We start from the raw sequence: 24,832 nt of genomic DNA, 5'->3' as shown, positions 1-24,832 counted from the left end.
TGCTTCTCTCAAAAGTCATTTTACATAATCATGTGTTACATCATATTGTTCCTTAATATTATTGAGGTGAGTCTGACTAAAAGTCTATTGCTCAGGACTTACGAAAAACCCCAAGGTCAAGGCAAAAAATATTGCTAATAAGGGAGTTTAGATAAACTAAATGGCTAAATTAAAAACATTTTTAACAAAGAGTGTGGGTTTTTTCGTAAGTCATGTTGATGTTGAATTAAGCTGGTTGGGAATAAAGCTTTTTCAAGACCACTTCAAGAGCCTTAGCACTGGCTGAATCCTGGTCTTCAAGGGCAAAATTTGACGCTTTTTCCAGTGTAATTGTGGTCTTGTTAAACAAACAATGGCGTCCAGATCGTCCTCCAAAAAAGCCTGGTTGATAATTGGCAAAGAAATGCTTATGAAAAGTTGGGGGAGACAGGAGGCTAAACAAATCCTCCGTAGTATAGGCATCATGAGTGAGTCTCCCAACCAGGAACCCACCCAGATAGAACATCCAAGGGCTGTTATCCAGTTTTAATACGGCGCGACCTAATGAGTCAGTTGGAAAATTCCATTGCATTTCCATGGGTTTTCGGCCTACGCTGTTTAGGTTCGCTTCAATCAACGTGTATTTAAAAAAAGGAGAGCGTGACAGTTGCTGGGCAAGGCCACCAGAGATTCCTGCTCGACAAGATTCAAGGCTCAATATCTTGGGGGCTTCCTTTAACCCATTAGTAGTTAATCGTCTGATTAGATCATCTGCTGTATCCCCCTGTATATACAATCCGGTATCCTCTGCTGGTGTTGGCGCAAGTGTGGAATGTCCCATGATTGTCAGATGATCTTCGCATGTGACTTTTCCTAATTCCTGATCGTTTAATAAGATATAACCATGATCCTTGGCATTGGTTTGCTGGCCAAGCAAAGTTGCCTCAGTAGACTCTAAAACATAGGATGGATGAAACCAGATGTATCGCTTCATAGAGAAAATCTCTTTTATTAAACAAGATGCACTTAAACGATACAAATTTATTTGTTTTTTGTAAATGCAAAATTCGATATTTGTTGTCTTTTCAAATTTAAAATAATGTCCCCAGCTCAGGAAAATAACTTGTGAAGCCAAGCTTACAAGAAAGGCTTGTCCCTATTTTTATAGTGGTGGCACCCAAAACCCGGGGTTGGCAGCCCTCCTTCCCATTGCATTATTCTGACTTTTTACAGGTATTTCCAAGTTCCTGGATGTCAAAACGAAATGCCTTTATCTTGATGGCTTTTAACATTCACTTTTTCAGTCGACTGGTCAAAAAAGTTTGGCTGTTGTCCGAGGTCAGGGTGACGATGGCCTCTTGGGTCGGTATGGCACTTCATAAACAAACCTAGGCGCTCAAGACGCTGATTCATGTTCTTTAATTCCATTTTAGAGTAGATCCCTTGTCTATTTTCAACTTGATTTAACGCCGTATTGACAGAACGCAAATGGCCGTAGTTGGTAGTGTTTTTAGTAAATCATTGTAGTGCACCCGCTCCAAAGACTCTTCCAGCGATACAAACAAGTCAGCAAAAAATGATTTTGCACTGGTATATCGACGTTGTGGCAGCCTTGCCACAGATGGTTTGTCAACTACTGACGACCCTTGCATTAGTTTAAAGAGCAATACTCCTAATTAAGCGTTTTTACATAACAGTTACATAACAGAGAGTTTAAAAACAAACAGGGATTTACTAGATTGAAAAGGTCACATAGGGGTCTGCCTTCAATCACGTGTTTACTTATCCCGTCTGAGGAGTTCAAATCAAGTACACCACGTTATAATAGTCTATCCTATATGGTATAGGAGTATGTAGGCAAATGTCTTTAGGCAATCTCATTATCATATTATTGGTTAAAAGGGATACGAACTTATGAAACCCACTCTATTTTTAGTATTAATGTGGATCTGTGCCGAGTCTTTTGGAGCAACTATCATGGTAAAAGGACTGCCATCTCCTTTAGGGTACAGCAATGATCTTTATTATTGGCCTCCAAATGTAGCTATCAGCCCTGACACTACCAATTTATTCATTACAATGGATGGAATTAACAAGGTATGTTTCTTGAATACAGGACTACAAGGGGGATTAGAGCAAATTTCCGAGATTAGTATCATCATCAATGGAGTAAAAAAAGATTGGAATTGTTTCCCCTATACAACGACTATTCTTGAGGCTCGCCCATAGGAATACCACAGCAGCAAACACGTCTTTCCAAATGGTTGAACACGCATAAAGATTTCACCAAATAAAAGGATTTTCCTTGCTCCCATTTAAGTTAATTTAAGAGCCTTTCACATCTCGAACAAGGACCTTGCTCTAACCCACTCTTCTTTGGATAAGCTCACATTGTCCCTTTATAACCGTAAATTGTCCTATTTAAACCACAATTAAACTGGACATTTAAAGTACAATTATTGTGTATTTTATTCATTTGAAATATTTTACGGACTATTTGAGTTTTACTTACACCAAAACAACTTTTAACCTGAGGATAGATAATGAAACCTATGAAAAACAGTAAAGAACAAGAACATATTGCTCCCGAAGCTCAAGACCCCAGATTGAGCTACACCGAGGACGGCCGTCGCCCATTAACGAGCACAACATCAGCCAAACACCCTAATAGTTTGTTCGCTAAACTGGAAGAACGCTCAGCAAGGGAGAGTTACGATCAATTTGGTAACAATGTTACTATGCATTGGACCAAAGACCCCTGGAATTAGTGCTCTAGCTTATGGGTTGATTCGTTGCGAACCAACCCAAGATTGCCTCAAAATTACTCCTCCTGTTTAATACATTAATATCAAAACAGCAGGCACTGGGATGGTAATTTTCTACGATTTTAATTAGCATCAAAAGTAGAGCTTTAAGATATATAATGAAATAAATTGCAAGGGTATCAATTGAATGTCAATTTTTAATAAATTCAAAAAATTTTACAGATCCTCATCAGAAAACAGGACACAGATTCACCTTTTTCTTGGCTTTGTTATAATTCCAATAATAGGCATGTCTGTTTTATATATTTGCGTAAGAATATTCTGGATGTAGGAAAAAAACTTTGATTTTTGACCAGAGTTTTACAACCAGTTAAGATCCAAATAGAAAAGCTATATTCTTTTCCTTACACAGTCCACAAACCCATCATTTTAAGAACATGATATATAGAGATTATAATTTCTTTTTATACAGCACTTCCTTTAATAACGCTCCGCCATCGTAAAACTCCGCAAGTTTTGATTTATCATTTAATTCAAAGCCTATACCCTCGTAAAAGCTACGCGCTTGACTATTATCTGATAAAACCCAAAGTAAGGCTTCAGAATAGCCTAGTTCTTTCAGGTTTTTTAACGCAGCGAGAGACAATTTCTTACCAAATCCCTGATGCCAAAAATTGGGGTGTATATAAACAGCGCTAATTTCCCCTTTAGAGTTATCCTCTATGTCATCACGAAATGTACAAATACTCGCAAACCCAATTATTTGATTATCAATTTCCAATACAAGTACTGTTACGCCATTATTTAGTAGTTCATTCCATAGTTGGGTGCGCTCAGCAATTGATAAACTATTGAGTACTATTTCTGGAATAAATTGTTGGTAAGCTTTTTTCCAAGAATGAACATGTACTGATGCAATCGCCTCTGCATCCAAGGGAGTAGCCTTTCTAATAGATACATTAGACATGAATTAATGCCTCATTTATTTAGCTTTTGGTCTCGAATAATTTAATTTGTTGTACCATTTTTATGGTAAAAGGGATAGTGCACCAATTAATTAATCCCTCTGTAACATGGCTCAATTCTATAGAAAAGAGCAGAAAAGGGTCAAATCCTGAACATGTATGTCTTTTGGACTAGCGAATGGCCATACAAATCTTATCTATATTTCTTTTTTCTCGAAAAGCCGTCTCTGCCAAACTTTGATCTAAGCCAAGAACAGACTCATTTTTTACAAGATTAAGATATAAACCACTAGTAGTAACCCTAGTGTTTACAAGAGGTTATGGATGTTATTGGAGTGTCTTGGATGGTTAATTGGTGGAGGTGTCGTGTGAAAATTGGAACCGGTTCAATTCCCATATTTTGGAGTGGGGAAATGAGCTTTTGGCAGTGGCTGCGTAGTAAATGATCTAAAATAACCATTGAAATATATGCCAATTATAGAGATGTAATTAAGTTATTATCACCGGTAGAGAGTAGAACCTAATTACTAAGCTGTTATCCAAATAGAAGTATAACAACAACAAGGGTCAGCATGGAGGCTGCATTATGAGATGTCTAGACTTTAGCCTGAAAAACTAATGTCATTAATCTCAAGATTTTCATATGTTACTGAGTCATCATCCTCATCAATTAATATATTAACCTTAATATTACATTTGAATTCAACAATAATAGATTTTTGGGCAGAAAAATAATGGTCATTATGATCTTCGGTATAAAACTCTTCATCTAGACAATAGTAATCTGGCTTATAGATATAGAAATCTACAGAGACATCCGCTAGAAATACCGTATCAAAGGTATATAAATCATCTCCATAATGGTACAAGCTATCTTTAATAATTTTAAAATCTTTAGGGTCAACATATTCAATACTTGCTATATTGCCTTCGTTATTATCACTTGGTATGTGATTCGACTGAATCTCCATATAGTCAATCTTTGTTGATAAATCATTTTCAATGCGCTCACGTACATCCTCAATATTTTCAACAAAATAGTCATATAGTTCGACAAGAAATTCGGCTTTAATAGCACTTAATAACTTATTAGTCTCTGGTTTTTGTACGTAGTCTTTTAAAGAGTCATACAAAGAAATTCTTGTGTTTTCAAAGGACTTGATTAATTTTTTATCATGACAAATAAAGATAATCTCTTCTTTAGTTTGCTCGGAATATTTCATTATTTCATGATGTATAAAAGAGTCGGGTATATCCTCTCTACATTTAAGTGATCGATATGGTAATTTTCCATTAAAATAATCGGTTAAGACTACTGTTGGATCCAAGTCTAAATTAGTTGCAACTTGGATTTGGTATTTGTCAATCCAATAATTAAACTCGTTAATCTCATCAAAATTTATCTGATCAACGGCTTTTAAAAATTCATCCTTAATGCTGCGAGATTTATACAAATATTTGTTTAACTTCCTAACCTCCCTGTTAAGTATTATTACCGATTGATTAAATTCATCCCTTAAATGAGTAATATATTCATTGTAAATAATATACGGTAAATAAACCTCAACATGTTCATATTTAATCAATTTATTTAATGCTTCAACCTCTGCACTTTTAGATAAAGACAATGACCTAAGTATGCTTGTATCTAGGATTATCTTTTTCATAATGATTCCTTTAATAAAGTAGCGTAAAATTAAGATATTATTCCCTTGGCTTAATCTTAAATATAGTAAAAGTTAGAGCCTCTTTAACCTTAAGCAAATAATATTTATTTGATTCATATAATTGCTCAGCTTAAGCCTTGAAATTATCTAAACAATATAATTTAATGGACCCTCTCGGTCACCCAACCAGTGAGTTTAGCTTTGCCTGATTTTGAATTTTCATTTGCAACCCGGGATGAGTTTGACCGGAAACCAGTGGCCAAAAAACTAATTAATATACTTAATAGTAATATTGATATTTCACCAATGGTAATCGATGGGAGCTGGGGTACGGGTAAAACAGAGTTTTGCCGTAAAACCATAAAGCTAATTAACGATGAATTTAATGAAACCTTGATTTGTGCCTATATAGACGCATTTGAGGCTGATCATACAAATGACCCATTAATCCCAATCGTTGCTGCAATATCGGAGTTAATTGAGGATAGCTCCAAGAAAATTGCCTTCTTAAACAAAGCAAAAGCTATTTTTCGTTATGGCTTAAAAGCTTCTGCTAGAGCAAGCGTTGCTTGGTTACTAAGATCAAATACAGAAACATTAGATCAGGAGTTCCAAAAAGAGTTAGAGAAAGCTGTTGATGAAGGTAGTCAAAATCTTGTTGATGGAGTTATTACAGACTATCAAGAGGCTAAAAAAGATATCAATAGCTTAAAATTAATCTTACAAGACTTAACTGTCGAAAAAAAGCTTGTCATCTTTATTGATGAACTTGATAGATGTAAACCCGATTTTGCAATCGCAATAATTGAGAAAATTAAACATGTATTTGATGTCGCAAATGTTAAATTCATTTTGGTAACAAACTACACCCAGATGAAAGCCTCTGTGAACCATTGCTATGGCTTAGCTCTTGATGCTCATAGATATCTTGATAAATTTATTAAATTCAAATTTTATTTACCTACGGATAAGTATTCAAATAAAAGAAAACAACATGTGTCTTATCATTACGCAGACCAATTAATAAGAAATAGCGATATATTAAAGGCACACAGCAGGTACTATTTAGACTCAAGATTTGATTTATTAAATAATTTAATCATAATCAACGAACTTTCTTTACGAGAAATAAGTAATTTTATTTTGTACTTGGAGTTATTTCATACATTAAAGAGTGATCAATTTGCACCCGATAAATGGTATCACCTTTCAATTTTCATTATATTCATTTTGTATTTTAAACCAGAGCTGCGTGAAAAAATAAGAAAAAAAGATATATTAGCTTCTGAACTGTGCAAATTTTTGGGGATTAATTCTCACATTAAAGCTAAAGAGCTGACACATGATAAGGATGGAGTATCTCGAGATATAGCTACTTTAATTATGATCTTTCTAAATGATAACTCAATTCCTGGCTATCAAAGTGATGATGAAGAAGACTTTAAAGGATGGCTCTCAAAATTGGCATTAAGTACTAATGTTGGTTATTTAGAATTAATCACTTACATCGAGCAATTCATCAATGACATTTTTAATGAGTTCCAGTTTGTTACAAAATAAAAAAATGAAAAACTCGGATAAGTAATACTATGGCATACACGAAATGGACATATGAAAAGCTGATTGAGGAAGCTAGAAAATACCAGACAAAACAAGAGTTTCGTACCAAGAATTGCTCAGCTTATGCGGCAGCCAAGTACCAAGGCATTATAGAAAAAGTTTGCTCTCATATGATCCCAGCCCATATGTCTTGGTCTGATGAAATGTTGGCGACTGAGGCGAAGAAATATCAATCTAAAATCGACTTCAAGAATGGTTCTTCCGGAGCGTATCAAGCAGCCCATAAACGAGAGCTTATAGATCAAATCTGTACTCATATGGATAACCTACATCCAAAATGGACAGAGGAGAAAATAAGAGATGAAGCTTCTAAATTTAAAACGAAATCAGAGTTTCGTGCCAGTAACCTTGGTGCTTACAAAGCGGCATGGAAACGCGGGATTTTAAATGATGTCTGTATGCATATGATCGATATGAAGACCGATTGGACGTATGAAATGCTCTTATCGGAAGCTAAGAAATATAGTTCAAGAGGCGAGTTTAGCTCTATTAGTAATGCTTATCAAATAGCTGCAAAACGTGGCATTTTAGATGAGATATGTTCACACATGGAAGTACATCATGTTAATTGGACTGACGAAATGATTTTTGAAGAAGCTACTAAATTTAAATCACGAAGTGACTTTAAACTATCAAGTCCTTTAGCATATGCAGCAGCCCAAAGAAGGACTATTCTGGATAAAGCATGCGGGCACATGGAATTTAAACACAAATATTGGTCAAATGAAGAGATAGCTCAAGAGGCTAAAAAGTATAAGACCAGAAATGAACTCCAAATGAGATCTACAGCCTATGGAATAGCACACAAAAGAGGTATTTTAGATGAAGTTTGTTCTCATATGAAATACACAGAAAGAGTAAATTGGACACCGAAATTACTAGCAGAGGAGGCATTAAAATATTCAACTAGAGCAGACTTTTACAGAAATAATAACAATGCATATGTGGCAGCTAGACGTTTTGGAGTACTAGATGATATTACAGAGCATTTAGAATATTTAGATAGATATAATACGAGGGATGTGGTTTATCTGTGGCATGCGGAGGCTGACATTTATAAAGTAGGCATAACTAGCGAAAATCTAGGTGATAAGAGAATTTATGATGTTGCCAAAGACGCTGGATTCATACCTAAAATAGTTATGCTTGAAAATGTAGGTACTGTAATGGCTAAGAGAATTGAAAGCCAAATTCTTAAACTTGGTCAGCCTTTATCATTTAGAAATAGCTTTCCCGGTTCTAGCGAATTTAGACACTTTTCTTCAACAGACTTAAACAAAGCAATTGAACTTATTAAAACTGGCAATTGAACGTTTCGGGTGTAAAAGTGATTCATGTTGGTCAGCAATAGTGGCGAAATTGTCAGATTAGATTGTAATCAATAATTCATGGTCAGGTCATATCCAGCTTTTTACACTTAAATAAATATGCATGCCTTTTCTCATTTCCCATTGGGGGATTTAATCGCAACAACTCTTCTTTTTGCTTCATCCCTCCATCTTTTTTCAATTTTAATCAAATTATCTTTCGTCTGCGAAGGCAATATATTAACTGGTAAATACTCAAGTAATCGACCTAAGATTAAATTTGAATTTACGTCCCAAACCTCCAGAATGCCGTTTGCAATTACCTCTCCATAAAATCGATAAGTATCAGCAAATTGTGATGCCGCATTTGGTGTGCCATCATCTGATAAATCAGCACCGGTCATTGGTTCGAAAATTAATTTTTCACTGGGAAAATCTAATGCTAAAGGAATGATAACTCTACCGTCACGCGTCAAACTTAGTTGAACAATACCTTTGTTAATTCCTATAACTGTAACAGATAATTTTTCGAACGCCCTGAATTTCCTTTTACCCCAAAGACGTAAGCTAATTAAGTGTGGAATTTGAATCTCTGTTGTTGATATACTTTCTCTATCTTTCAATCGTTTAGTTACCTTATCCCCTATAAGATAATGAAAGCCTTCTAATTCATACAAATGTTCTTTAAGAATAGTATTTGTTGTTTTAATACAGAATTCGTCTTCTATTATAATTTTTGCTAAAGCATGTGCAATTGGTTGAATTTCATAAAAACGAATTTCGTCATAGAGGCTCTCTGGATCATAAACAGGAGCCGTTCCCCCGGCGTGCGCCACAGCGCATCGGCACTCTGTATAAATATAATACGCAAGATCATTATGTTTTTGTTTTAAACTACTTAATCGATCCGACAAATATTTCAAACTCTCGAGTTTATATAGATTACTTCTAATCCATTGTTTTTGAGTAGCACCGTTAGGATATCTCATGTTAATAATTTTATAATAGCTTAAGAATGAATACCCTAAATGATTTAACGACAATCCCTCTCTGAATAATGATAAAGCGAGCTGGGCATTTTTATTTTTAGGATCTGGCAACATGGTTGGCCGGAAAAATAATGCTGTCATACCTGGCCGTTTAGTTAGCTCTAACCTTAAATATTGATTTAGAGAACCTTGAGTTGCTGAATTAGTCCATTGAATAATGTCAATTTTGCTAGGCCTGTACCAGGCTAATGCACTTAAGAACTGCATTACAAAAATTTTGCCCTCATCTAACTGACCTATTTTAGTAATTACCGCTACCCCTGCATAATATTTACTTGTAGCCGGCAATAATAAAATTTTGCGACCGCGATAAGAAATTAAAGCTCTTTTTTGAGGCCAGCCAATCTGCTGCTCTACGTTGGCAAGAAGCCACTGACCTCTTTCTTTGCTAAATTCAGAAGCTGATTTCCCATAATGAACAGGAGTATAAGACGATTGAAAACTATCTTGGCTCATATTTTTTAATTCTGTCCAATCCTATTAAAGTGATTGGTATGATATTGCAGTAACTATTCATAATGAAGAGAAATTCTATGCTTTTTCAACTCCATATATAGCAAATTTTGTAGTTCATTGAATGATATTATTGTTTTTTAGTAGTTCTTCAAATCCATGGAAATTATCATTAGCGTTCTCAGCCAAGATTGTGTCCCATAATTGTATCCACATATCATCAGCACCAGAAATATCTTTCTTGTCTTGATACAATTGACGAAAGATCTCGTCCATGCCTCCAGCATGTATTATCTGATTGATTGGCCAGGGATTTTTATTTTCAATAACTCCCTTAATAAGTTTATTCAAATCTTCTAAATTAAAATATTGCGCGTATGGTAGAATGAATTTCTCGCCATTATCTTTGGCAAGATCGAATTGATGTGGTTCAATTGATTTAGACACTCCAGTTAAGAGATAATTTGTTTAATTGGAGGTCACAATGTCTATAAGAAGAAAATATACAAAGGAATTTAAACTGGATGCGATTAGTTTAGTAACTGAGCAAGGATACACATGTCCAGAAGCAGCAAGGAGCTTGGGAATTAATTCGAATATTTTGAGTCGCTGGATTCGAGAGGCAGCGGAGAATAATGAAAATGCTTTTCGTGGAAATGGAAAATTGACGGAAGAGCAACTTGAAATTCGTCAGTTACGAGAAGAAGTCAGAAGGCTGACAATGGAGAAAGAAATACTAAAAAAAGCGACGGTCTTCTTTGCGAAAGAAGCGAAATAAAATATTCGTTTATCGCCCAACATAAGAAGACCTGGCCGGTTGGCATGATGTGCCATCTCATGGGCGTTACTTCTTCTGGATACTATAGCTATCAAAAAAGGAAGAGCACAAAACCGAACAATGAACCAGAACATGAAGAGCTATTGGAGTGGGTTAAAAAAATCTCAGAATCCAGCAAGTTTTCGTATGGAAATCGCAGGATAAGGAAAGCACTGAATGCTCTTGGTTATCCGGTTGGCCGCAGAAAAACCCGTAGATTAATGCGTGAAGCGGGTATTTTTGTTCGCTATAAAAAGAAATACAAAGTGACAACAAACAGCAATCACAAGCAACCTATTTTTGATAATGTTTTAAACAGGAAATTTCAGGTCAATGAACCCAATCGTGCCTATGTGTCCGATATGAACTATATCCCAACCCATGAGGGCTGGTTATACCTGACGGTGGTAATTGATTTGTTTTCCCGAAAAGTGGTTGGTTGGAACATGAGTTCGAGAATGAAGGCTGATACAGTTTGCGATGCATTAACAATGGCCATTTGGCAGAGAAAGCCAAAAGCAGGCCTTATTGTGCATTCCGACAGGGGCTCACAATATGCCAGTAAACAATATCGCAGCCTTCTCAATCAACATGGCCTTGTGGGCAGCATGAGCAAAAAAGGTGACTGCTGGGACAATAGCGTTGCTGAGAGTTTTTTCAGCCGCTTGAAGGATGAATTAGTTCATTGGCGTAATTATCAAACCAGACGGGAGGCAAAACAAGATATTCTAGATTACATGACTATGTTTTATAACAATCAAAAATTGCATTCGTCTTTGGATTATCTAAGTCCGAATCAATTTGAAAATCGGTACTGGGGGTTAATGAAAAAAGTGGCTTAACTGGGGTGTACAAATTTGCTTGACCTCGTCAAATACCCCTATTATCGTTGTAACAATAAACAACGTGGCTTAACGAAGAAAAACATTAGTCGAGAAGTATTGGAAAATTTTTTTAGAGGTAGTTTAAAAGAAATTACTCCCACTAAGCAGATAGTCACGCTCACTAAAGCGATTACACAAGAGCATTTTAATAAAAAAATGGAACAACGAAATATTAATCTTTACACCTTGCAGCAAGAGTTACTCAAAATTGAAAAACAAATAAACGCTAGTACCAGCAGGTTTATTGAAACTACTAGCCAGGTAATACAACGCGCTTTAGAGAAAAAAATTGAAGAATTAGAAGAGCAAAAATTACAGATATTACAATCTATAGAGCTTCATTCTAATAACAAAATTGATTTTGAAACCGCACTTATGGCTGTTTTATCATTTATGGAAAACCCTTATAAAACATGGGTTAACGGTGATTTAAAGCAGAAAAAGTTAGTTCAAAGGCTGGTATTTATAAAGGCTCTACCCCAACAAAGGGGGCACTTTAATCAAGTTAGTATAAACTAACCTCTTGATTTCGCGATCAAAAAGGAGATTAAAGTGCCGAGACATGATGTTATCCTAAATTTGCCTGGTTTTACTATAAAAAAAGCAAGTGGTTATCAACCCTTGTTATTGGATTTAACCTATAACCGTTTACCACGCTGTTCTCATTGTTCAAGCAAAAAGGTTCGAAAGAAATCGAGTTATGAACGAAAGGTTCATCATGAATTAATAGGTCACAGACGGACTATTCTTCGATTCAAAGCATACAAACTGTTTTGCAATGAATGCGGTCGTTATGGTAATCAACAATTTCCCGGAATTGCTAAATATCAACGGTCTACAGAGCGTTTACAAGTTCAAATATTTCATCACCATACGAGTGGTATTTCCCAGAAAGAGTTATCTCTTCAATTTAAACAAGGGAAAGCAACCATTGAACGTTGGTATCATAGACGCTATCAAATAGAAGGAAATGAATTGCTCAATACGCCTTGTCCAAAAGTGTTAGGTCTTGATGAGCACTTCTTTAGTCGAAAACATGGCTTTGCAACTACCTTATGTGACCTTAAAAAGCATAAAGTGTTTGATATCGTTAAAGGACGAAGAGAGGTTGATTTAAATCACTACCTTAACTCTTTAAAAGGGAAAGACCGTGTTCAAGTGGTCTGTATGGATTTAAGTAATACCTACCGCTCTCTGGTCAAAAAGCATTTCCCAAACGCTAAAATAGTAGCTGATAGGTTTCACGTCATTCGATTAGTACAACATCAATGTATGATGACTTATCGTGAGTTATCCAGCTCAATTAAAAATAACCGAGGTCTATTGGCTTTGTTGCGAACCAAACCAGATAAACTCACATCTCATAAGAAAATAAAGCGAGACACTTTCCTCGCTGAAAATCCAGCCATTGAAGCCATTTATCACTTCCAACAACAGCTTCATGAGCTATTAATGAATAAAACTCTAACTAAAGTACGATGCCGTAAAATCATTCCTCTCTTCTTAAAAATGATTCAGAACTTGAAACAAAGCCCATTTAAATCATTAGTTGCCCTGGGAAAAACCTTAGATTCATGGAAAGAAGAAATTGCCTGTATGTGGCGGTTTAGTAAATCAAATGGCATCACTGAAGGATTTCATCGGAAAATGAAATTAATACAACGAAGAGCTTATGGGTTTAGAAACTTTGAAAACTACCGATTAAGAGTTAGAGTATTATGTGCTTGATAAAATGCCCCCGTATTTGGGCTGTCTCTTGATCACATCTCCATCAACTCGTTAGCTATCCTAAGCCCTTCTACTCGTTCCTGTAATCGGAACCATCCTTTCCAGATAGTAGACCAAGCTGCTTTCCCAGTTCTTTTGGAATCAGTCCAACCGCCCAACTTGGCTATTGCTTTATAAGCCCAAGCAGCAGTAGGTATTTTTTCAGGTAATGATTTTCTTTCAACACTATTCCATAAGACTTTCCATTCAGCATCAGTGAGCAATTCATCGCAAGAAGTACTGCTATCATTGATAACTAGAGTAGTCGGGTATTCAAAATACTCTTTTAATTGGAGTAATCGAATTGCTACAAATGAGAGAATGACAATCATTTTCTCTAAATTTTCAATTGATTGCATACGCTGCTCTTCAGCACCAACCCCCGATTTCCATGCTTTATGAAAATCCTCAATGCGCCATCTCATTTCATAATATCGCGTTATTTTTCGGGTACACTCTAATGTTGTTGTGGCTTCTGTTGTTAATAGAATCCATTCAAGGCAATCGCTTTCAGATGGATTTTTCTCTTTAGCGATTACTACGTTTAAAGTGATTGGTTTTAATTCACGTGCTTTAGCTCTTCGTTCAGAAGGTGAGAAAGTAACAGATGTTGTTTTTAACTCAAGAGTCACTTGGCGTTTCTTTCTATTTGCTTTTTGAGCCACTTCAATTGTATAAATACCCAAGTTTACTGCTGAAGGTAACATTTGAAATAAATAACAGTTACTTCCTTCTAGTTTTCGATTATGGCTCGCTCGAACAATAAAACGTTGAGCATGGTCTAACTTGTACTGAATGTATTCAAAAATATCAGCTTCTCTATCGCAAACAGAAATCACATCAGACATTTTAGAACCCAATCGATTCTCTAATTCCCGAGTATTCTTTTCCCATTTATAGCTTTCTTTCTCTGTATATAACCTTACTCGTCGATGATTTTTTTTGCCTCTTTCTTTGATATCTCGACACCAACGTTCTTGCGCGATTAATCCTATTGTTTTCTCTTGTTCTGCATCCATGAGCATGGTGGTGTGAACATGAAAACCTCGATTGCTTTTTTCTTTAGGACCGCCTAAATCACCTAATGATTCTTTTACTTGATGGGTATAGGAGAGCGTGGTTGTGTCTTCAATGGCTAAAAGCGTGGGGATTGACTGAGATAACCAGCTTGTTACTTGATAACCACCCTCTGCAATTTGATTCGCTGTGACTCGTTTGTTTCGTAAAAAACGATAACTACCTTCTATAAGCGCATCCTGCCCTCCACAACTTCCTGAAAGAGAACCACCAGGCGTCGATGATAATTGTTTGCCTATTTGAATTAACCGACGAGTAAGTCGTTTATCCCCTAAAGCAACTGAACCAAAAATAGCTTCCGACCATGCTGTAGTATCTTCAACTGCTAAGTCCATACATACCTCAAAAAGAGGTGATTTGATCATGTTTGTTTGGAATAAACAAGATGTGTAGAAGATTCAGGTATTTGGGAAAGACCCGGTATTGGACTGTATCGGATAATGAATTGGTGGAGGCGGCGGGAATCGAACCCGCGTCCGCAAGTCCTCTGCCTTTAGCTCTACATGCATAGCCTTGTCTTTTGAATTTAACTGTGGCTCCTCCGACGGGCAGGATGATACACAGCGATTCCCTGAGTTTCGCGCCATAACCCGGGATAGATTAGGACGCTAGCTTATCTCTTATGACCGTTGATTCGATACCGATAAGCGGGCTCGGTCGAACGGGATACTGGGTTTATTGGCCAGTACACAGTGATGGTTTAACTAAAGTGCTTATTAGGCAGCGATAGCTTCCCCACCAGCAAAGTTTTCATCGTTTGCATTTATATTTAATTGAGTCTTATTTACGAGAGATCTCCTTCTCGGCATGCACTTCCGGTTTTGCAACCCACGTCGAAGCCAGGTCGCCCCCCATTCTGTACACTTTAATTATAACATAAAATGCCGGCATGTAAGCAAAATCCCGCCAGCATACCGAATATATTTTCAGGACTTACGGAAAACCCCAAGGTCAAGGCAAAAAATGTTTTACCGAGAGGATTGGGGGGCGCAAGTCCTGTTTTTATAAAATCCCGTTATGGCGCAGCAAGGCATCAATCGTCGCGGGTCTTCCTCTGAATTCAACAAAAGCATCGGCTGCTTTTCTTGAGCCGCCTACCTCCAGAATGGATTTTAAAAAGTCATGTCCAGTTTTGGGGTTGAAAATACCTTCCTCCTCAAAGCGCGCAAAGGCATCGCTGGATAATACTTCTGCCCACATGTAACTGTAATAACCAGCGGCGTAGCCACCCCCAAAAATATGCGAGAAGCTGTGCTGAAAGCGATTATAAGGAACAATGGGTACAACACTGGTTTTAGAACGTACATCCGCCAGAATATTTGGGACAAATGACGCTTTACCCGTTTGATATTCCTGGTGAATGCGAAAATCAAACAAGGCGAATTCCATTTGTCTTAACATGGCCATGGCGGATTGAAAATTTTTAGCAGCAATCAAGCGCTCGTACAATGCGGAAGGCAAGGTTTCCCCTGTATCCGCGTGCGAAGTCAGTAAAGACAATGCGTGCTCATCCCAGCACCAGTTTTCGAAAAATTGGCTGGGTAATTCCACCGCATCCCATTCCACGCCATTAATTCCTGAGCCGCCAAGGTAATCGACTTGAGTCAAAACGTGATGCAGGCAATGACCAAACTCGTGAAACAAAGTCACCACTTCATCGTGCGATAACATGGCGGGTCTGTTTGCAGAAGGCTTGGCAAAATTGCAAGTTAAGGTCGCAATGGGTAATTGAACTGTGCCATCCTCCAGTTTTCTGCGGCTTTGCATTGAGTCCATCCAGGCACCATTCCGCTTGTGCGGTCTGGCAAACAAATCCGTATAAATGTACCCGCGCGTTTGATTGGATTCATCGACTATGCAATAGCATTGAACATCCTTATGCCAAACATCCACGCCCTCAATCTCCTCGATACTCATACCAAAGAGCTTTTTAACAATCGCGAACAAGCCTTGCATCACTTTAGGCTGTGGGAAATAAGGCCGTAATTCCTCTTGAGATAAGGAATACAAATCCTGTCTTCTTTTTTCAGAAAGATAAGCAACGTCCCATGGGTTTACCGGGCTCAGATTCCATTTATCCTGTGCAAACACTTCAAGTTGCCTAAATTCAGCCTTACCCTTGTCACGAGTTCTGCTGATTAAATCATAGATAAATTCAGTGACTTGATTGGTCGAGGCAGCCATCTTGGTAGCCAGGGATAACTCGGCAAAATTATTAAACCCTAAAAGCTCGGCTTTTTCATGGCGCAGGGACAGAATTTCATCAATCAGCGGAGTATTATCAAATGTTCCTGCATTAGGGCCTTGATCTGAAGCTCTGGTGATGTAAGCTCGATACATTTCTTCACGTAAAGCCCTGTCTTCGGCATGAGTAATAACGGCCTGAAAACAAGGGTATTCAAGGGTTAAAACAAAACCATCGAGCCCTTTCTCATGCGCCAACTCTTTTGCCGTATTTAATGCATGCTCAGGTAATCCCGCCATACGTTCTGCTTCGGTGATATGAATAGTGTAGGCATGAGTTGCGTCCAGCACATTGTTTTCGAATTTGCTGGATAATTCGGCCAGTCTCGATTGAATGGCTTCAAAGCGCTTTTTATTCGCCTTGGATAAAGCAACTCCCGATAACTCGAAATCCTGTATGCTGTCTGCAATGATTTTTTTCTGGGCAGGGTTAAGGGAATGCTGATCTATCGATTTAATCGCCTCATACAAGTCTTGATTATGCCCAATCGCAGCATCATAGGCAGACAGCAATGGCAAACACGCCTCATAAGATTCACGTATTGTCTCAGAATCCATCACCGCATGCATATGTGCAAAAGGAGACCAAAAACGCTCCAGTTCATCGGCGAGGCTATCTAAAGGGTAAATTAAATTATCCCAGGTATAGTGGTGATTTTCCTTAAGCAGCCTGTCAATTTCCTCAAGATGGTTTTTTAATAAAGCATCAAGATGAGATTTGAAATGTTCAATTTTTATATGGCTAAATTGCGGCAATCCAACTGTGGTCGACATGTTATACTTTTCCATCATGTAATTTTTTGAAAGCATAACATTCAATTGAATTAGTCTCTATACTTACCAGCGGTGAAATGGCAAAGTACAGTAATGAATTAAAAGGTGAACGCTGGAATTAATTCCTCTGCCTCAAGCACCTTTTCTGGCTTGGAAGACAGGTGCAGACTCTCTTTTTTTTCATTTTTGGGAGCAAAAAAGCTTAATTTATTGATAACGGAAGGAGCAGGTTTTTCAATGTTATCGACAGGTCTGTATTCATCTAACTTGTTGTTCAAGTATAATGAAACGCCCCATAGCGCTAGCAAAAGCACTGCCCCAATCAAGGGGATGATTGGGTTTATAATACCCAAAGCAGGAACTGATAAAGCCATTGCAATCACAACAGCGACTGCCCCGCCAACCGATAAAAAGGAGCGCAAAATCTCAAACTTAATGCGATAACTTATCAAGTCTTGATACTCTTTAATTATCTTTTTCTGGTCTTCATTTTCTTCCTGGTCGAAGAGTTCGCCATATTCCTTTTGCAACTGCTGTAATCGACCAATCTCTATGTAAGCACGCAGGCTTGTGTTGGCGACGTCAAAGACAAACGCAAACAAAGACAAATAAACAGATAGGGGTGCCAAAGCGCCTACCAGCACGAAGCAATTGAGAATCCCGACTGTAAACCAAACGCTGTCATTGGCCAACTCAAACCACCGTCGTTGCAGGTGGGCATAAAATCGATCGGACCAATCCAGTGATTTTTCTTTTTCGCCCATCCATTCCCCTGGAATGGTGTGCTTTAAAATTAAAAAGAGATTGGTAAATAATCTGGGGGCAAAAAAACACCAGCCCAAATAAGCCAAAAATGGATTAGTGTATTTATCAAGCAGCACGACAAAATCACGAAATGCTTTTGAACCAGTGTCTAAATTATCCAAAAGATTAATGACTCGTTTACTTCTGCTGATAAAAATTCTATACCAATTGGATTGAGCAGTCTTCTCACGAATGGCCTGCGTCAACGATAAGCTTGTCTTGAGAGATTCAGGCTCAGGATTATCCAAAGCAAAAGAATACCCGGACAATTCCGTCAATAATTCCTTGTATATGGCTTTATGGCGACGTAAACGCACTACTTCGCGCGGAACGACCAGATAGTGTTGATAGGTATATTCCAAAAGTTCAGCCAGTTTGAGTGCATCAATCAGTTGTTCTTTGATTTGCTCCGGAGAACTGTAATCAGGCGATGACAGGTTATACCTTAAGTGCTGACACAATACGCTGTATTCCATATTGAGAATGGGATGAAGACGAGCTACTTTCGAATAAAAATCAGGGCCCAATTGCTTTAGGTGCGTGTTAAAAGTCCAATTCAAAGAATCAGTTTTAACTTGCGTGTTCAGCTCTGGAAATATTTTTAATAAATGACTAATAATCGGTGTCATGATTGTTTGAAATAAATAATCCGCATATCATTGTGTTTCTAATCCAGCTTTGCAAAAATTTTTGCTCCTGTCACCTTATCTGGGCTGCAAAAATTAATCAAACTCCATCATTATGTCAAAAATTAGGAAAAATTTAAACTTAAATTTACATTTTGCTCTAATATTGTCATTATTTTCAACTAAAAATGAATGGTCTTCTTGCCGATTTATGCCTTCTGAGCGACAATAGTGCCTCAGTTAAATGCAAAAGAGTAGGCATGAACAGTTTTACAGAATTAGCTAATGCAGTACGCATGTTAAGCATCGATGCAGTAAACCAAGCTCAATCAGGCCACCCTGGCATGCCCTTGGGTATGGCTGATATTGCCACCGTTTTATGGAAAAAATTTCTAAAATTCAACCCCAAAAACCCGCACTGGTTTAACAGAGACCGTTTTGTATTATCTAATGGCCATGGTTCCATGCTTCTCTATTCTTTACTGCATTTGACCGGATACAACTTGGATATTAGCGAGCTTAAAAACTTCCGCCAATTGCACTCAAAAACACCAGGGCATCCGGAACATGGGCACACTCCTGGTGTCGAAACAACAACAGGGCCATTAGGTCAGGGTTTAGCCAATTCAGTCGGGATGGCCTTAGCGGAGCGTGTGCTGGCTAGTACCTTTAACCACGATCACTTTAACCTGGTTGATCATTATACATATACTTTTGCCGGTGATGGTTGCCTGATGGAAGGCATTTCTCATGAGGCGTGTTCTTTAGCTGGCACTCTTGGTTTGGGAAAGCTCATTGTATTTTATGACGACAATGGGATATCTATTGATGGTAAGGTAGAATCCTGGTTTACGGACGATACTACGTCTCGCTTTAAAGCCTACAACTGGCAAGTCATAGGCCCCATCGATGGCCACGACGCAGATCAAATTGAGCAAGCCATATCAGCAGCACGCGAGAACACGACTCAACCTTCATTAATTATCTGTAAAACCGTCATAGGACTGGGCTCCTCTGTAGCCGGTAGCGAAAAAGCGCACGGCTCTCCATTGAGTGCCCAAGACATAAATAATGTCCGTGAATTTTTTAATTGGAAACATGCTCCCTTTGAAATTCCAGATTCGATATACAAGCAATGGGATCATAGAGAGCAAGGAGAAAAAGAAGAGCAACAATGGCTGCAGCTCCTGCATGAATACCGGCAACAACATCCATCGGAACACGATGAGTTTTTGCGTCGTGCCAATGGCGACCTGCCCGATGATTGGCAAGAAATATCGGCTGGATTCCTAAAACAATGCCTGAACAATGAGAAAGCCATAGCAACGCGTAAGGCGTCGCAGCAATGCATAGAGTTTTTCGCGCCAATATTACCGGAAATGTTTGGCGGCTCAGCGGATTTGACTGGTTCCAATAATACCGACTGGTCAGGCAGCAAAGCCATCACGGCCCATAATTTTTCCGGAAATTACCTTTATTATGGAGTGAGGGAATTTGCCATGGCAGCCATCATGAATGGACTTGCTGTGCATGGGGGATTCATTCCCTACGGCGGAACATTCCTTGTTTTCGCAGATTATGCAAGAAATGCCATCCGTTTAAGCGCTTTAATGAAACAAAGAGTGATATACGTATTGACTCATGATTCTATCGGTTTAGGGGAAGATGGCCCGACACACCAACCTATAGAACATATCGCTATGTTAAGAATGACCCCTGGCATGACGGTCTGGCGCCCTGCTGATTTGATGGAAACCGCTGTTGCATGGCAACAATCGTTAGAACATCATAATGGCCCGTCTGCCTTATTACTCTCAAGACAAAATCTGCCCGCTTTAGCCCATGGCACCGATGCGGCTGACTTGATTAAGAAAGGCGGATATATTATTGCCGATTGTGAAGGGAAACCTGATGCTATCCTGATAGCCACTGGTTCAGAAGTTCAACTGGCTATAACCGCAGCAGAAAAGGCAAAAGCAAGAGGTCTCCAGGTCAGGGTGGTATCCATGCCCTGTGCTGAGCGATTCCTTGCCCAGAGTGATGATTACAAAAACCAGGTATTACCTGGTCAGGTTCGCACACGTATTGCGATAGAAGCAGCTAGCAGTGCCTATTGGCACCAATTTGTTGGCTTTGACGGCGCTGTCATTGGGCTGGATTGTTTTGGGGTATCAGCTCCTGCTACAGATGCTTTTAATTACCTTGGAATTACAGTAGAAAAAATTATCAATACTCTAGATACATTAACCAAACAAACAATGGTGTAACCCATACCCCTTCTGAAGTTTCAAGAAGGCCTGTATTCAGTATAACTGAGTATGGAGGTTACCCTAACTCGGAGAAGTAGTATGACAATACGAGTCGCGATTAATGGCTATGGCCGCATTGGCCGTTGCATTTTAAGATCGATTTTTGAATACAACAGGCAAAATGAGTTTGAAGTCGTTGCCATTAACGATTTATCTGGCATCGATGTGACCGCTCACCTGACTCGCTACGATTCAACTCACGGTCCTTTTCGCTCGGATGTGAGCATAGAAGGAAACATGCTGATTGTTGATGGGCATGGCATTCAAGTGATTGCTGAGCGCGATCCGGCCAAACTGCCATGGAAACAATTGGACATTGATATCGTCTTTGAATGCACCGGTTTCTTTACCAGCAGAGATGCGGCAATGGGTCATATCAATGCCGGCGCCAAAAAAGTATTAATATCTGCCCCGGCCAAAGGCGTTGATACGACAGTGGTCTATGGAGTTAATCACTCCGTCATCAAAGCGTCTGATGTCATTGTGTCTAACGCTTCCTGTACAACAAACTGCCTGGCGCCAGTAGTTAAAGTGTTAAATGATGCCATAGGAATTGAATCAGGATTAGTCAACACTGTCCATGCTTATACAAAAGATCAAATGCTTTTGGATGGAAGCCATAAAGATTTACGGCGCGCCCGCTCTGCAACGCAGTCCATCATTCCAACCAAAACCGGCGCTGCCGCAGCCGTTGGATTGGTTTTACCTGAACTGGCAGGGAAATTGGACGGATTTGCGATGCGAGTACCGGTATTAAACGTATCCGTTGTTGATTTAACTTTCCAGGCAAAACGCGCAACTTCTGTGGAAGAAATCAATGACATCATGCGCAAGGCTAAAAACCGAATTTTACAAATTAATGAGGACCCTTTAGTTTCTTGTGACTTCAATCACAATCCCGCTTCCGCTATTTTCGACACAACGGAAACCAAAGTGATAGGCAATTTGGTTAAAGTAGTAGCCTGGTATGACAATGAATGGGGTTTCTCTAACCGCATGATTGATACCGCACACCAAATGATGAACTGCTAAAGGATAACCAATGAACCTGATTAAAATGAGCGACATTGATCTGTCTGGCAAAAGAGTTCTGATTCGTGAGGATTTAAATGTCCCGATCAAAGACGGTATGATTACCAGTGATCAAAGATTGCAAGCGGCCCTGCCTACAATCAAATCCGCTTTGGACAGTGGCGCAGCAGTAATCGTATTGTCTCATCTTGGGCGTCCGGAGGAAGGCAAATACGAAAAAAAATTCTCTTTGGAGCCTGTTGCTGATTATTTAAGGGAAAACCTGGAATATCCTGTTCGCTTCGTCAAAGATTACCTGAGCGGCGTGGGTGTAAACCCTGGGGAATTGGTCGTATGCGAAAATGTCCGATTTAATCCCGGTGAAAAAGCCAATGACGAAGCTTTGGCAAAAAAACTGGCAAGCCTTTGTGATGTCTTTGTCATGGATGCTTTTGGCACGGCACACAGGGCACAAGCGTCTACCTATGGTGTCGCTCAATATGCTCCAGTTGCCGTTGCTGGTCCTCTGCTAATCCGTGAACTTGAAGCGTTAAACCAAGTGCTTAAAGCGCCTAAAAAACCTATCGTCGCTATTGTTGGAGGAGCCAAAGTCTCATCCAAGCTCAGTCTATTGAAACAATTGGTGGGTATGGTTGATGTTCTTATCCCTGGCGGCGGTATTGCCAATACTTTTCTGAAAGCCCAAGGGTTTGAAATTGGTATTTCCCTTTACGAACCTGATTTATTGGATGAGGCTCGCCATATCCTTATTCTGGCCAAAGAGAAAGGTTGCCAAATTCCTCTACCCACCGACGTTGTAGTAGGCAAAACATTTAGTGAAACCTGCCCTGCTTTCAACAAATCTCTGTCTAATGTGGCTGCGGACGATATGATCCTTGATATTGGCCCAGAAACCATAAGAGATTATGTAGACCTCATCCATGACGCCAACACCATCATCTGGAATGGTCCGGTTGGTGTATTCGAATTCCCGCAGTTTGCTTATGGAACTAGAGCCATTGCTATAGCGATTGCCGAGAGTGATGCCTTTTCTATTGCTGGTGGTGGTGATACCTTGGCTGCTGTTGATCTTTATGATTTGAATCAACAAATTTCTTATATTTCCACAGGAGGTGGGGCATTTCTCGAATGTCTGGAAGGAAAAACCTTGCCTGCTGTTGCTATTTTGCAGGAGCGCGCAAAACATGTTAAGACGAACTAAGATTGTTGCCACTTTAGGCCCAGCCAGCAAGGAACCTGAAATTCTGCGATCCATGCTGGCTGCTGGAGTCAACGTAGTACGAATTAATTTTTCTCATGCCGATTCCTCCGCCCTGCAATTAATTGCACTGGTTCGTAAAATCGCAGACGAATTAAACCACCCGGTTGCAGTCATGGCTGACTTACAAGGGCCTAAAATAAGAGTCGGCCGTTTTCAAAACAAATCCATCACTTTAATTGATGGACAAAATTTTACATTGGATTGTATGGCCCCAGATACTCTGGGAGACATAAATGGCGTATCGGTCGCTTATCCTAATTTGGCCAATGAACTCAGTATTGGTGATCATCTTCTGATTAATGATGGGTTAATTGAATTGGAAGTCATAGAGATTTCCGGGTCAAAAATTCATTGCAAGGTAGTGGAAGGTGGAGTACTCACTGATTTGAAAGGTTTGAATCGAAAAGGTGGCGGGTTAGCAGCCAGAACTTTAACAGAAAAAGATAGAAATGATTTACGTACAGCAATTGAAGCAGAAGTGGACTACATCAGTTTATCTTTTGTAAAAGACGCAGAGGATATCCGGCAAGCAAGAGCGCTAATGAAAGACTATGGGGCCCAAATAACCCCTATTATCGCTAAAATTGAGCGCATGGAAGCTTTGGATCACTTAACTGATATTATTCGCGAAGCAGACGCCATCATGGTGGCCAGAGGAGATTTAGGCGTTGAAGTGGGTGCTGCTGAAGTTCCCGCCATTCAAAAACACATCATAGAACAAACGCGACTTTTAGATAAAGTGGTGATTACCGCAACACAAATGATGGAATCCATGATAAGCAATCCTCAGCCTACCCGTGCCGAGGTTTCTGATGTAGCCAACGCGATTCTGGACGGAACTGATGCTGTGATGCTTTCGGCTGAAACAGCAAGCGGCCTTTTTCCAGTCAAAGTCATTACCATGGTCAATAAAATATGTTTAAGCGCTGAGAAGCATGCCAGCTTTTTTTATCATAGTGATCCGGAAACCTGTCATTATCAACGGGCTGACCAGGCAATCGCTATGGCTACCATGCATACCGCCAATCATTTCCCCATTCAGGCCATTATCACACTGACCGAATCCGGAGACACGGCTTTATGGGTATCCCGACACCACAGCACCGTTCCTATTTTTGCTATATCAGCCAATAAGAGAACCATTGGTCGTTTAAGCCTTGTAAACAATGTCTTTCCTATCTACATTGATTTTCATCAATTCAACCCCGAAGGATTGAATCAACAAATTTTACATGAATTAATCAAATCAGGGCACCTTGAAAAGAGAGGCTATGTGTTATTAACTCGCGGAACCCAAATTGGAATGCCTGGCGGCACCAACTGCATGGAAATTATACCTGTTGTCTGAGTTCAAGATATCCTGTTAATTAAAGCAAGGTTCTTTCATAAAAGACCAAAATGATTATTTTAATGACACTTTAATCAAATTATC

Annotated in this window: 20 protein-coding genes and 1 other RNA gene; 11 read left to right on the top strand and 10 right to left on the bottom strand. The window is 39.0% G+C overall.

Features of this window, described 5'->3' with window-relative positions:
* Positions 1-226 precede the first annotated feature (226 nt).
* Positions 227-973, bottom strand: a complete 747-nt coding sequence (locus LPG_RS00795; RefSeq protein ID WP_015444932.1) for a hypothetical protein — start codon at positions 971-973, stop codon at positions 227-229.
* Between the two features lie 469 nt (positions 974-1,442).
* Positions 1,443-1,646: a hypothetical protein gene (locus tag LPG_RS15290; protein WP_223804306.1), complete on the bottom strand. Its 204-nt coding sequence runs from the start codon at positions 1,644-1,646 to the stop codon at positions 1,443-1,445.
* A gap of 247 nt (positions 1,647-1,893) precedes the next feature.
* Here LPG_RS15290 and LPG_RS00785 point away from each other — a divergent pair, with 247 nt between their 5' ends.
* A complete protein-coding gene (locus LPG_RS00785; protein WP_010945914.1) occupies positions 1,894-2,208 on the top strand; it encodes a hypothetical protein in 315 nt (104 codons plus the stop codon).
* Positions 2,209-2,522: 314 nt separating this feature from the next.
* A complete protein-coding gene (locus LPG_RS00780; RefSeq protein ID WP_014326585.1) occupies positions 2,523-2,747 on the top strand; it encodes a hypothetical protein in 225 nt (74 codons plus the stop codon).
* Positions 2,748-3,195: 448 nt separating this feature from the next.
* On the opposite strand, the gene LPG_RS00775 is transcribed toward LPG_RS00780, so the two are convergent.
* Both LPG_RS00775 and LPG_RS00770 read right to left on the bottom strand, forming a co-directional pair.
* Entirely contained in the window at positions 3,196-3,711 is a 516-nt protein-coding gene (locus tag LPG_RS00775) for a GNAT family N-acetyltransferase (protein ID WP_010945913.1), read from the bottom strand.
* A gap of 600 nt (positions 3,712-4,311) precedes the next feature.
* Positions 4,312-5,376 carry a PIN domain-containing protein gene (locus LPG_RS00770; RefSeq protein ID WP_010945912.1) on the bottom strand — a complete coding sequence of 355 codons (1,065 nt, stop codon included), beginning with the start codon at positions 5,374-5,376 and terminating at the stop codon, positions 4,312-4,314.
* A gap of 201 nt (positions 5,377-5,577) precedes the next feature.
* Between LPG_RS00770 and LPG_RS00765 the strand changes: the two genes are divergently transcribed.
* Together LPG_RS00765 and LPG_RS00760 are read left to right on the top strand one after the other, a co-directional pair.
* Positions 5,578-6,936, top strand: a complete 1,359-nt coding sequence (locus LPG_RS00765; RefSeq protein ID WP_015444935.1) for a KAP family P-loop NTPase fold protein — start codon at positions 5,578-5,580, stop codon at positions 6,934-6,936.
* Positions 6,937-6,965: 29 nt separating this feature from the next.
* Positions 6,966-8,306: a hypothetical protein gene (locus LPG_RS00760; RefSeq protein WP_010945910.1), complete on the top strand. Its 1,341-nt coding sequence runs from the start codon at positions 6,966-6,968 to the stop codon at positions 8,304-8,306.
* Positions 8,307-8,437: 131 nt separating this feature from the next.
* Here the strand turns inward: LPG_RS00760 and mauJ are convergent, their stop codons facing one another.
* Together mauJ and LPG_RS00750 are read right to left on the bottom strand one after the other, a co-directional pair.
* Positions 8,438-9,808, bottom strand: coding sequence for a methylamine utilization protein MauJ (gene mauJ, locus LPG_RS00755; protein ID WP_010945909.1), 1,371 nt, complete (start codon positions 9,806-9,808; stop codon positions 8,438-8,440).
* Between the two features lie 114 nt (positions 9,809-9,922).
* Positions 9,923-10,252 carry a hypothetical protein gene (locus LPG_RS00750; RefSeq protein WP_015444936.1) on the bottom strand — a complete coding sequence of 110 codons (330 nt, stop codon included), beginning with the start codon at positions 10,250-10,252 and terminating at the stop codon, positions 9,923-9,925.
* A 37-nt stretch (positions 10,253-10,289) separates the two neighbouring features.
* On the opposite strand from LPG_RS00750, the gene LPG_RS00745 reads away from it, so the two are divergent.
* The 3 genes from LPG_RS00745 (at position 10,290) to LPG_RS00735 (ending at position 13,234) form a co-directional block, all read left to right on the top strand.
* Positions 10,290-11,464, top strand: a protein-coding gene (locus LPG_RS00745; RefSeq protein WP_102990622.1) for an IS3 family transposase whose coding sequence is annotated in 2 segments (ribosomal slippage) — positions 10,290-10,554 and positions 10,554-11,464 — 1,176 coding nt in all. Because the reading frame shifts where the segments join, the coding sequence is not laid out codon by codon here.
* A 99-nt stretch (positions 11,465-11,563) separates the two neighbouring features.
* Positions 11,564-12,025, top strand: coding sequence for a site specific recombinase (locus LPG_RS00740; RefSeq protein WP_223804307.1), 462 nt, complete (start codon positions 11,564-11,566; stop codon positions 12,023-12,025).
* 33 nt (positions 12,026-12,058) lie between these two features.
* Complete coding sequence (locus tag LPG_RS00735) at positions 12,059-13,234, top strand: ISL3 family transposase (protein WP_010945905.1); 1,176 nt, start codon at positions 12,059-12,061, stop codon at positions 13,232-13,234.
* A gap of 32 nt (positions 13,235-13,266) precedes the next feature.
* Here the strand turns inward: LPG_RS00735 and LPG_RS00730 are convergent, their stop codons facing one another.
* The 4 genes from LPG_RS00730 to LPG_RS00715 form a co-directional block, all read right to left on the bottom strand.
* Positions 13,267-14,685, bottom strand: a complete 1,419-nt coding sequence (locus LPG_RS00730; RefSeq protein WP_015444229.1) for an IS4-like element ISLpn3 family transposase — start codon at positions 14,683-14,685, stop codon at positions 13,267-13,269.
* A gap of 111 nt (positions 14,686-14,796) precedes the next feature.
* Positions 14,797-15,202, bottom strand: a transfer-messenger RNA (tmRNA) gene (gene ssrA / locus LPG_RS00725).
* 150 nt (positions 15,203-15,352) lie between these two features.
* Entirely contained in the window at positions 15,353-17,368 is a 2,016-nt protein-coding gene (locus LPG_RS00720; protein ID WP_015444939.1) for a M3 family metallopeptidase, read from the bottom strand.
* Between the two features lie 98 nt (positions 17,369-17,466).
* Complete coding sequence (locus LPG_RS00715; RefSeq protein ID WP_010945901.1) at positions 17,467-18,801, bottom strand: hypothetical protein; 1,335 nt, start codon at positions 18,799-18,801, stop codon at positions 17,467-17,469.
* A 185-nt stretch (positions 18,802-18,986) separates the two neighbouring features.
* Between LPG_RS00715 and tkt the strand changes: the two genes are divergently transcribed.
* The 4 genes from tkt (at position 18,987) to pyk (ending at position 24,748) form a co-directional block, all read left to right on the top strand.
* Complete coding sequence (gene tkt / locus LPG_RS00710; protein WP_010945900.1) at positions 18,987-21,065, top strand: transketolase; 2,079 nt, start codon at positions 18,987-18,989, stop codon at positions 21,063-21,065.
* Positions 21,066-21,146: 81 nt separating this feature from the next.
* Positions 21,147-22,139, top strand: a complete 993-nt coding sequence (gene gap / locus LPG_RS00705) for a type I glyceraldehyde-3-phosphate dehydrogenase (RefSeq protein WP_015444943.1) — start codon at positions 21,147-21,149, stop codon at positions 22,137-22,139.
* 10 nt (positions 22,140-22,149) lie between these two features.
* Positions 22,150-23,340 carry a phosphoglycerate kinase gene (locus LPG_RS00700; RefSeq protein WP_010945898.1) on the top strand — a complete coding sequence of 397 codons (1,191 nt, stop codon included), beginning with the start codon at positions 22,150-22,152 and terminating at the stop codon, positions 23,338-23,340.
* Entirely contained in the window at positions 23,324-24,748 is a 1,425-nt protein-coding gene (gene pyk / locus LPG_RS00695) for a pyruvate kinase (RefSeq protein ID WP_010945897.1), read from the top strand. Before LPG_RS00700 ends, pyk begins: the two co-directional genes overlap by 17 nt.
* Positions 24,749-24,832: the final 84 nt, after the last annotated feature.

This window comes from Legionella pneumophila subsp. pneumophila str. Philadelphia 1 (genome assembly GCF_000008485.1).
Classification (GTDB): Bacteria; Pseudomonadota; Gammaproteobacteria; order Legionellales; family Legionellaceae; genus Legionella; species Legionella pneumophila.
The sequence above is the reverse complement of the archived record's forward strand: the minus strand, read 5'-3'. Positions and strand labels throughout refer to the sequence as shown.